The sequence below is a fragment of the Amycolatopsis tucumanensis genome (assembly GCF_021654135.1).
Classification (GTDB): domain Bacteria; phylum Actinomycetota; class Actinomycetes; order Mycobacteriales; family Pseudonocardiaceae; genus Amycolatopsis_E; species Amycolatopsis_E tucumanensis.
The window spans coordinates 137,080-146,612 of sequence record NZ_JAKGSD010000019.1; the positions used below are offsets into that span (position 1 = coordinate 137,080).

6 protein-coding genes are annotated in these 9,533 nt (G+C 71.8%); 5 read left to right on the top strand and 1 reads right to left on the bottom strand.

Annotation, left to right across the window (positions count from 1 at the left end; all coding sequences use genetic code 11):
• Positions 1 to 374: 374 nt before the first annotated feature.
• Positions 375 to 2,999, bottom strand: a complete 2,625-nt coding sequence (locus L2C96_RS20425) for a valine--tRNA ligase (protein ID WP_237337369.1) — start codon at positions 2,997 to 2,999, stop codon at positions 375 to 377.
• Positions 3,000 to 3,091: 92 nt separating this feature from the next.
• Between L2C96_RS20425 and L2C96_RS20430 the strand changes: the two genes are divergently transcribed.
• The 5 genes from L2C96_RS20430 (at position 3,092) to L2C96_RS20450 (ending at position 9,145) form a co-directional block, all read left to right on the top strand.
• The gene (locus L2C96_RS20430) at positions 3,092 to 3,922 is read left to right on the top strand and encodes a hypothetical protein (RefSeq protein WP_237337370.1); all 831 of its coding nucleotides are present in this window, start codon (positions 3,092 to 3,094) and stop codon (positions 3,920 to 3,922) included.
• 56 nt (positions 3,923 to 3,978) lie between these two features.
• Complete coding sequence (locus tag L2C96_RS20435) at positions 3,979 to 4,956, top strand: hypothetical protein (protein ID WP_237337371.1); 978 nt, start codon at positions 3,979 to 3,981, stop codon at positions 4,954 to 4,956.
• Between the two features lie 40 nt (positions 4,957 to 4,996).
• On the top strand, positions 4,997 to 5,434 hold the full coding sequence (locus L2C96_RS20440; RefSeq protein WP_237337372.1) for a MarR family winged helix-turn-helix transcriptional regulator: 438 nt from the start codon (positions 4,997 to 4,999) through the stop codon (positions 5,432 to 5,434).
• 61 nt (positions 5,435 to 5,495) lie between these two features.
• Positions 5,496 to 6,833: an MFS transporter gene (locus L2C96_RS20445; protein WP_237337380.1), complete on the top strand. Its 1,338-nt coding sequence runs from the start codon at positions 5,496 to 5,498 to the stop codon at positions 6,831 to 6,833.
• 5 nt (positions 6,834 to 6,838) lie between these two features.
• Positions 6,839 to 9,145, top strand: coding sequence for an FdhF/YdeP family oxidoreductase (locus tag L2C96_RS20450; protein ID WP_237337373.1), 2,307 nt, complete (start codon positions 6,839 to 6,841; stop codon positions 9,143 to 9,145).
• Positions 9,146 to 9,533 lie beyond the last annotated feature (388 nt).

The following is a 9,533-nucleotide window of genomic DNA, read 5'->3' on the forward strand; positions in this document are numbered from 1 at the left end:
GGCGCCACCCAGTCCCCGGCGGGCTGGGACCGGCTGACCACGATCCTCACCGCTGGCGGTCACCGCTGCGCCACGCCGGATCTCCCGACCGGCCACCCCGAGTGGGGCACGGCCGACTACGTGCGGGCCATCCGGCGACAGGTTCCCGCGGAGTTCGACGCCGGGTTGGCGGTTCGCCACCTCGCCTGGATCGGGGCTGCGGTGCCGGGCTCCACCTTCATCCTGCCCACGCCTGCCGCCACCGGCCCCGCGACCGGGCGTCGTCACGGCTCGCGATCCGACGGCCCGTTCGTGGGGGTGGTGCCTCGCGGGCTCGGCTGCGTGGGCCGACGACGGCGCCGGGACGGGCGCGAAGCCCGTCCCGGACCGCGTGATCAGGCCGTGGGCAGCGAGGCCAGCCGCGCGGTGAGCCGCTCGATGTCGGCTGCCGCCGCGTCCCGGCGCACCTTGATCTTCTCGACCACGTCGGCGGGCGCCTTGTCCAGGAACGCCTGGTTGCCGAGCTTGCCCTCGGTCTGCTTGAGCTCCTTCTGCGCCGCGGCCAGGTCCTTCTCCAGCCGCTTGCGCTCGGCCGCCACGTCGACCGCGCCGGACAGGTCCAGCTCGACGTGCACGTTCCCGCTCGACAGACTCACCTCGACCGAGGCGGACGCCGTGAAACCGTCCTCCGGGGAGGTCAGCCTCGCCAGTGCGCGCACCGCTTCCTCGTGCGCGGACACGTCCGCGAAGCCCGCGCCGTTGACGCGCGCCGCGACGCGCTGGCCGGGCTTGAGGCCCTGGTCCGACCGGAACCGGCGGATCTCGGTGATCAGCTTCTGCACGTCGGCGATGCGGGCGTCGGCGGCCGCGTCGGCGTAGGAGGCGTCCGCCTTCGGCCAGTCGGTGATGACGATCGACTCGCCGCCGGTCAGCGCCTGCCACAGCTTCTCGGTGATGAACGGGATCACCGGGTGCAGCAGCCGCAGCACGGTGTCGAACACGTGCCCCAGCACCGCGCGGGTGCTGTCGGCCCGGTCACCGGCGATCTGGACCTTCGCCAGCTCCAGGTACCAGTCGCACAGCTCGTCCCAGGTGAAGTGGTAGAGCCGGTCGACGGCCTTGGCGAACTGGAAGTCCTCCAGCAGTTCGTCCACTTCGGACACCGTGGCGGCGAGGCGGCCGAGGATCCAGCGGTCGGCCTCGGTCAGCTCCGCGGCCGGCGGCAGCGGCGTCGCCACGGTCGCGCCGTTCATCAACGCGAACTTGGTGGCGTTCCACAGCTTCGTGCAGAAGTTGCGCGACCCCGCGGCCCACTCCTCGGCCACCGCCATGTCCGAACCGGGGTTCGCGCCGCGGGCCAGGGTGAACCGGGTGGCGTCCGCGCCGTAGCTGTCCATCCAGTCGAGCGGGTCGATGCCGTTGCCGCGTGACTTCGACATCTTCTTGCCGTACTGGTCGCGGATCAGGCCGTGCAGGTAGACGTGGTCGAACGGCTGGACGCCGTCAGCGCCGTGCAGGCCGAACATCATCATCCGGGCGACCCAGAAGAACAGGATGTCGTAGCCGGTGGACAGGACGCTGGTCGGGTAGAACTTCGCCAGGTCCGGCGTCTTCTCCGGCCAGCCGAGCGTGGACAGCGGCCACAGGCCCGAGGAGAACCAGGTGTCCAGGACGTCCGGGTCCTGCGTCCACCCCTCGCCGGACGGCGGCTGCTCGTCCGGCCCGACGCAGACCGTCTCGCCGTTCGGCCCGTACCAGACCGGGATGCGGTGGCCCCACCACAACTGGCGCGAAATCGTCCAGTCGTGCATGTTGTCGACCCAGTCGAAGTAGCGCTTCTCCAGCTCCGGCGGGTGGATCTTGGTGCGGCCGTCGCGGACCGCGTCACCGGCCGCGCGGGCCAGCGGCTCGACCTTGACCCACCACTGCAGCGACAGCCGCGGCTCGACGACCGTGTCGCACCGCGAGCAGTGCCCGACGGCGTGCAGGTACGGGCGCTTCTCCGCGACGATCCGGCCCTGCTCGCGCAGCGCCGCGACGATCGCCGGACGCGCCTCGAACCGGTCGAGGCCTTGGAACGGGCCGGGCACGGTGATCGTGGCGCGCTCGTCCATGATCGTCGGCATCGGCAGGTCGTGGCGGCGGCCGATCTCGAAGTCGTTCGGGTCGTGCGCCGGGGTGACCTTGACGGCGCCGGTGCCGAACTCGGGGTCGACGTGCTCGTCGGCGATGATCGGGATGCGGCGGCCGGTCAGCGGCAGCTCGACCTCGGTGCCGACCAGGTGCTTGTACCGCTCGTCGTCCGGGTGGACGGCGACCGCGGTGTCACCCAGCATCGTCTCGGCGCGGGTGGTGGCCACGACGATCGAGTTCTCGCCGTCGCCGTAGCGGATGGAGACGAGCTCGCCCTCGTCCTCGGAGTGGTCGACCTCGATGTCCGACAGCGCCGTCATGCAGCGCGGGCACCAGTTGATGATGCGCTCGGCGCGGTAGATCAGGCCCTCGTCGTAGAGGCGCTTGAACATGGTCTGGACGGCGCGGGACAGGCCCTCGTCCATGGTGAAGCGCTCGCGCGACCAGTCGACGCCGTCGCCGAGGCGGCGCATCTGGCCGAGGATCTTGCCGCCGTACTCGGCCTTCCACTCCCAGACGCGCTCGACGAACTTCTCGCGGCCCAGGTCGTGGCGCGAGAGGCCGGACTTGGCGAGCTCGCGCTCCACCGCATTCTGGGTCGCGATGCCGGCGTGGTCCATGCCCGGCAGCCAGAGGACCTCGTAGCCCTGCATCCGGCGGCGGCGCGTCATCACGTCCATCAGGGTGTGGTTGAGCGCGTGCCCCATGTGCAGGCTGCCGTTGACGTTCGGCGGCGGCAGCACGATGGTGAACGGAGGCTTCTCCGACCCGGCGTCGGCCGTGAAGTAGCCCGCGTCTACCCACCGCTGGTAGAGGGCGGCTTCTTCGTCGGCCGGGTTCCACGCGGCCGGGAGGGCGGGCTGCTGGTCAGGGGCGTTCTCCGTCACAACCGGTAAGTGTACGAACCTGCTAATCAGCGCCGCATCCGCATCTCCTCCGGGGCCGGTAACGATCTCCGGCGGGGTGCGATGGGTCCGAAGTGGACGGCTACGAGCACATCCCCGGCCCCGCGGAGCGGGCACCGTGGCGGCTGATGACGGCCCTGGTGACGGCGGCCACACTGGCCCTCGCCGGCGTGGCGGCGCTGGTGGTGGCGCCCGCGACCCGGCCGATGGCGGTGCTGTCCGCGGCCAGGGCCGCGGGCCTGCCTGCCGCGTTGCCGGTCGCGGTGCCGGTCGACCTCGCCGCACCCTTCGCCGCCACGCCCGCGGCGGCGTGGCCGGACGGCATCGACGGGCTGCGCCTGCCCGCCGTGACGCCGGTCGGCGACTTCTCCGCCGCCGAGGTCGCCGCGGCCGCCGAGCAGGTCAGGCAGCTGACCGCGGCGCTCAACGTCGATCGCGAGGTGATCGAGCAGCGCCGGTTCGAGCGGTTCCTCGGCCTCCTGTCCCCCAGGGCGCGCGAGACCGCGGAGCCGGCCGTGCTGGCGCGCACCGAGAACTTCCCGGTGTACCTGGCCGTGATCGCCGACGGCTACCGGCTGCTGCCCGCGGGCCCGAAGACGGACGGGACCATGTCGGTGGGCCCGGGCGCCAGCCGGGCGGAGCTGGCCGTGCGGGTGGACCTGCGCGTCGCGTACGCCTTCGACCCGGCGGGCGCGCCGGTGTTCGACCCCGCCGAGCTGGTCGTGCTGCGCACGTTCCAGCTCGATTTCGTGGTGCGCAGGTCGCCACCGTTCAAGGCCGCCACCGCGGGGATCGATTTCCTGGGCGGCCAGACCTACCTCGAAGGCGGCGCCTGCCGGTACGCCCGAGTGAGCCTCGTCGCACCGTTGTTTGCGGATCGGTCTCAGGACGCCTGCACCCCGTAACGCTCGCCCCCCGGTGTCGATCAGAAGGCGAGATCGAACCGGAAGGCAGGTCCGAAGTGGACGACTACGACATCGCGGAGCACCCGGATCTGCGGGACCCCGACTGGCAGCGGCGCGCGGCGAAGCAGGCGCGGGCCGGCCTGCGCCGCGAGCGCCGGACGGGCAAGCGGCTCGCCTGGACCGGCGTGTCGCTGGTCGTCGTGGCCGGGGCGGTGTTCGGGCTCGTCCAGTGGGGCCGCTCGACGTCCGCCCACTACGACGGCAGCGCTCCCCCACCGGCCGAGATGCGCCCGACCGCGCCGAGCGTGCTGCCGGACATCGCGCGCGTGAACCTGGAGCGCCCGTTCGACGGCACCCCAGCCGAAACCTGGGGCGAGTCGGTGGACGGGCTGCTGGCCCCGCCGCCCGGCCCGGTCGGCGGGTTCTCCGCCGGCGAGGTCGCGGCGGCGGTCGGCCAGGTGCGGGAGGTCATCCGGGTCGGCAGGCTCGACCGGCGCACCATCGAGGGCCACGACGGATCGCTGCTGCTGAACCTGCTGGCCCCGAACGCCCGGCGGGAGTTCGCCAAGTCGATCAACGACCGGACGGACGACTTCCGGTCCGTGGTCAGCTTCGCCGAGGACGGCTACCGGCTGCTCCCGGCGGGCCCGCGGATCACGGGCACCATCACCGCCACCCCGGGAGACGACGCGAACAGGCTCGCCCTGCACGCGGACTACTCGGTCGCCTACGCGTTCGACCCCGGCACCTACGCACCGATCCTGAGCCCCGCCGACATCGACGTGTTCCTCCGCTACGAGGTGGACTTCGAACTGACCCGGGGCGCCTCGTTCCAGAAGAACGACCGCGGCCTGTGGGTGACGATGACCCAGGGGGTCATCTACTCGATGGCCTGCGAGCCGTCGAAGCGGGGCTACCTCGCACCGGCCTACAGCGAACCCCGTCCCGTCACGCAGGACACCTCGGGCTTCGACGAGGCGGCGATGTACGACGTGACCAAGCCGATGCCGGAGTTCACCGGCGGCTGCGAGTAGCCACTTCGACAGCCCAGACTCAACAGCCTAGACTGTCTATATGACCCGGGTACCGAACGACGCGGCGCGCCTCGCCGGTGCGGTGCGCGCCGTCGTCGGGCAGTTGCACCGCCGGTTGCGCCAGGTGGACAACGCGGGCGTCCTGACGCCCTCGCAGTCGGCCGTGCTCGCGCGGCTGCACCGGGACGGCCCGGCCACTCAGGCGCAGCTCGCGGCGGCCGAGCACGTCCGGCAGCAGTCCATGGCGGCCACGCTGGGCGCGCTGGACGAGCTGGGCTACCTCAGCCGCACCCGCGACCCGCGCGACGGGCGCCGCGTGCTCGTCGCCCTGTCGGACCTGGGCGAGAAGACCGCGCGGGGCGTGCACCAGCACCGCGAGGAGTGGCTGGCGCGCGCCCTGACCGACGACCTCACCGCCGAGGAGCGCCGCAAGATCGACGAAGCGCTGCCCCTGCTCGCGAAGCTGGCGCAGCGATGAGGAAGTGGTGACCACGTCCCAGCGGACGACACAGCTCACGCGAACCGCCTACCCGCCGCGCATGGTCCTCCCCCTGGTGGCCAGCGCGGTGCTCAACCCGATCAACTCCACCCTGATCGCCGTGGCGCTGGTGCCCATCGGCCAGGCGTTCGGCGCCGGGCCGGGGGAAACGGCCTGGCTGATCACCTCGCTGTACCTGGCCACGGCCGTCGGGCAACCCGTCGTCGGGCTGTTCGTCGACCGGTTCGGCGCGCGACGCGTGCTGCTGGCCGGCTCGGTGACCGTGTTCGCCGCAGGCGTCGGCGGCCTGCTCGCGTTCTCGCTGGGCTGGCTGGTCGCGGTCCGGGTCGTGCTCGGCATCGGCACCTGCGCCGGCTTCCCCGCCGCGATGGCGGTGCTGCGCAAACGCGCCGACGCCACCGGCGGCGGCGTGCCGAGCCGCATCCTTTCGGTCCTCGCGATGTCGTCGCAGACCGTCATGGTCATCGGCCCGACGCTGGGCGGCGCGCTGATCGGACTGGCCGGCTGGCCGGCGATCTTCGCGGTCAACATCCCGCTCGCCGCGGTCGCGTTCGTGCTCGCGCTCGTCTGGGTGCCCAAGGACCCGCCGCGCACCGGCCGGCGCGAGCCGATCGACCTCGCCGGCATCGCCCTGTTCTCCGCGACCCTGCTCGCGGTGCTGCTCTACGTGATGGCGCCCGCGGTGTCCGACCTGTACCTGCTCGGCGTCGCGCTGGTGCTGGGCGCCCTGTTCGTCCGGGTCGAGCTGCACGCCGAGCGCCCGTTCGTCGACCTGCGGATGCTGGCGGGCAACCGCCCGCTCCTGCGCACCTACCTGCGCCAGGCGCTGGCGTTCCTCATCGTCTACTCGATCATGTTCGGCTACGTCCAGTGGCTCGAATCCGCGCGCGGGCTCACCGAATCGACGGCGGGCGCGCTGCTGACCCCGATGTCGGTGGCCGCCGTGCTGGCCGCGGCGTCGGCCGGCAAGCCGACACGGCTCAAGGGGCGGCTGGTCGTCAACTCGCTGGCGCTGCTCGCCGGGTCGGTGCTGCTGCTGTTCGTGCACGACGGCACGTGGATCGCCGCGCTGGTGGTGCTCGCCGCGGTGTTCGGGCTGGGCCAGGGCCTGACGAGCGTGACCAACCAGACCGTCCTCTACGGCCAGGTGCCGCCGGAGGTGATGGGCACCGCGAGCGGCCTGTTCCGCACGGCGCAGTACCTCGGCGCGATCGGGTCGTCGACGCTGATCGCGCTGTGCTTCGGCGACCGGGCCACCTCGCACGGCCTGCACGAACTGGCCGCGGCGCTCATCGTGATCGGCGTCGTGCTGTTCACGGTCACGGTGACCGACCGGAAACTCGGTACTCGCGCGAAGGCGGGCGCTGACGCAAGATAGGGGACGTGACACGCAACGCTCCCCGCGCCGACATCGACGAAGCCGCCCTCGAAGTGCACAAGCCCAAGGAGTGGGCGGCGGGCATCCCGGGAGTGGCGGTGTCACTCCTGCGCGGTGTCGAGCAGATGGGCGCCGGCCGCACGGTGAAGACCCTCCGCCTGCTCAACCAGCGCGACGGCTTCGACTGCCCCGGCTGCGCCTGGCCCGAACCGCGCGCGGAGGACGGTGAGCACCGCAAGCTCGCCGAGTTCTGCGAGAACGGCGCGAAGGCGGTCGCCGAGGAGGCCACGAAACGGCGCGTCGGGCGGGAGTTCTTCGCCCAGCACCCGGTCGAGGAGCTGCACGGCCGCACCGACTACTGGCTCGGGCAGCAGGGCAGGCTCACCGAGCCGGTGGTGCTGCGCGAGGGCGGCACGCACTACGAGCCGATCGCCTGGGACGAGGCGTTCCGGCTGATCGCGGGCAAGCTCAAGGAGCTGGACAGCCCGGACGAGGCGATCTTCTACACCTCCGGCCGCACCAGCAACGAGGCCGCGTTCCTGTACCAGCTGCTGGTGCGCTCGTTCGGCACGAACAACCTGCCGGACTGCAGCAACATGTGCCACGAGTCCTCCGGCGCGGCGCTGTCGGAGGCCTACGGCATCGGCAAGGGCTCGGTGAGCCTCGCCGACATCCACCACGCCGACCTGATCGTCGTCGTCGGCCAGAACCCGGGCACCAACCACCCGCGCATGCTGTCCGCGCTCGAAGAGGCCAAGGGCCGCGGCGCGAAGGTGATCGCGGTGAACCCGCTGCCCGAAGCCGGGCTGATGCGGTTCAAGAACCCGCAGAACCCGCGCGGCGTCGTCGGCAAGGGCACGCCGCTGGCCGACGAGTTCGCGCAGATCCGGCTGGGCGGCGACCTCGCGTTGTTCCAGGCGATCGGGCACCTGCTGCTGTCGTGGGAGGAGGCCGCGCCGGGCACGATCGTGGACCGCGAGTTCGTCGAGTCCTCGACGCACGGCTTCGACGACTGGGCCAAGAACCTGAGCGAGATCGACTGGGCGGCGATCGACGAGGCCACCGGCCTGGACCGCGCCCAGATCGAGCGGATGGCGCGGATGATCGCGGCGTCCGAGCGCACCGTCTACTGCTGGGCCATGGGTGTCACGCAGCACCGGCACGCGGTCGCGACGATCCAGGAGATCAGCAACCTGGCGTTCGCGCGCGGCATGATCGGCAAGCCGGGCGCGGGCCTGTGCCCGGTGCGCGGGCACTCCAACGTGCAGGGCGACCGCACGATGGGTGTCTGGGAGAAGATGCCCGAATCGTTCCTGAGCAGGCTGGAGGACGAGTTCGGCATCCCGGTGCCGCGCAAGCACGGGCTCGACACCGTGGACTCGATCCGCGCGATGCGCGACGGGCGCGGCAAGGTGTTCATCGGCATGGGCGGCAACTTCGCCGCCGCCACCCCGGATTCCGGGCTGACCGAGCGCGCGCTGCGGTCGTGCGAGCTGACCGTGCACGTGTCGACGAAGTTGAACCGGTCGCACGTGGTGCCCGGCCGGACCGCGCTGATCCTGCCCACGCTGGGCCGAACCGAGCGGGATGCGCAGGCCGCGGGCGAGCAGTTCGTCACGGTCGAGGACTCGATGTCGTGCGTGCACGTCTCGCGCGGGCGGCTGAAGCCGGCGAGCGAGCACCTGCTGTCCGAGGTGGCGATCATCTGCCGGCTCGCGACCGAGCTTTTCGGCGACGGCCACGCCGTGCCGTGGCGGGACTTCGAGGGGAACTACGACCTGATCCGCGACCGGATCGCGCAGGTCGTGCCGGGTTGCGAGGACTACAACGCGAAGGTGCGGCAGCCGGACGGGTTCGTCCTGCCGCACCCGCCGCGCGACTCGCGGTCGTTCCGCACCTCGACGGGCAAGGCGAACTTCACGACCAGCGAGCTGGAGTTCCCGCGCGTGCCCGCGGGCCGGCTGCTGCTGCAGACGCTGCGCAGCCACGACCAGTACAACACCACGATCTACGGCCTGTCCGACCGCTACCGCGGCATCGAGGACGCGCGCCGGGTGGTGCTGGTCAACGCGGACGACCTGGCGGAGCTGGGCTTCGCCGACGGCCGGCTGGTCGACCTGGTGTCCGAGTGGGAGGACGGCAGCGAGCGGCGGGCGGAGCACTTCCGGGTGGTGGCGTACCCGACGGCCCGCGGCTGCGCGGCGGCCTACTTCCCGGAGGCCAACGCGCTGGTCCCGCTGGACTCGGTGGCGAAGAAGTCCAACACACCGGTCTCGAAGGCGATCGTGCTCCGCCTGGAGCCCGCGTCCTGACCCGGGTCGATCGACCAGGTCGAGTGCCGAACAGAGCGGTGGTCGAGGCCGCGTGGCCAGTCGACACGCTCAGCCACATGCTCGGCCGGGAGACGAGCACCCACTGCCACGTGGCGGCCTCCCGACAACCCGCGGGTGCGCGGCGGCCTATTTTGCGGATGCCAACGCGCTTGTCCCGCTGGACTCGGTGACGATCGCTCGACTTTCAATGAGGACGCGGAGTGGCGCACCCGGCGGGCGCTGCGACGGCCGTAGGCCACTTCCTGGCGCCACGACCTTGGACACCGCCCGCTGGCATCGCGCCGTCGTCGGGGGCGCCGCGTTGCCTGGTGTCCTAGATGAGTAATTCCGATCTTGGTTAGTGGTCGTAGGCGATCAGGGATCGGGT

What these genes read in the sequence shown, in the direction of transcription:
- L2C96_RS20440 (WP_237337372.1), top strand. Translation starts at nt 4,997, where the DNA reads ATGACCCGGGTACCGAACGACGCGGCGCGCCTCGCCGGTGCGGTGCGC.
- L2C96_RS20445 (WP_237337380.1), top strand. Translation starts at nt 5,496, where the DNA reads ATGGTCCTCCCCCTGGTGGCCAGCGCGGTGCTCAACCCGATCAACTCC.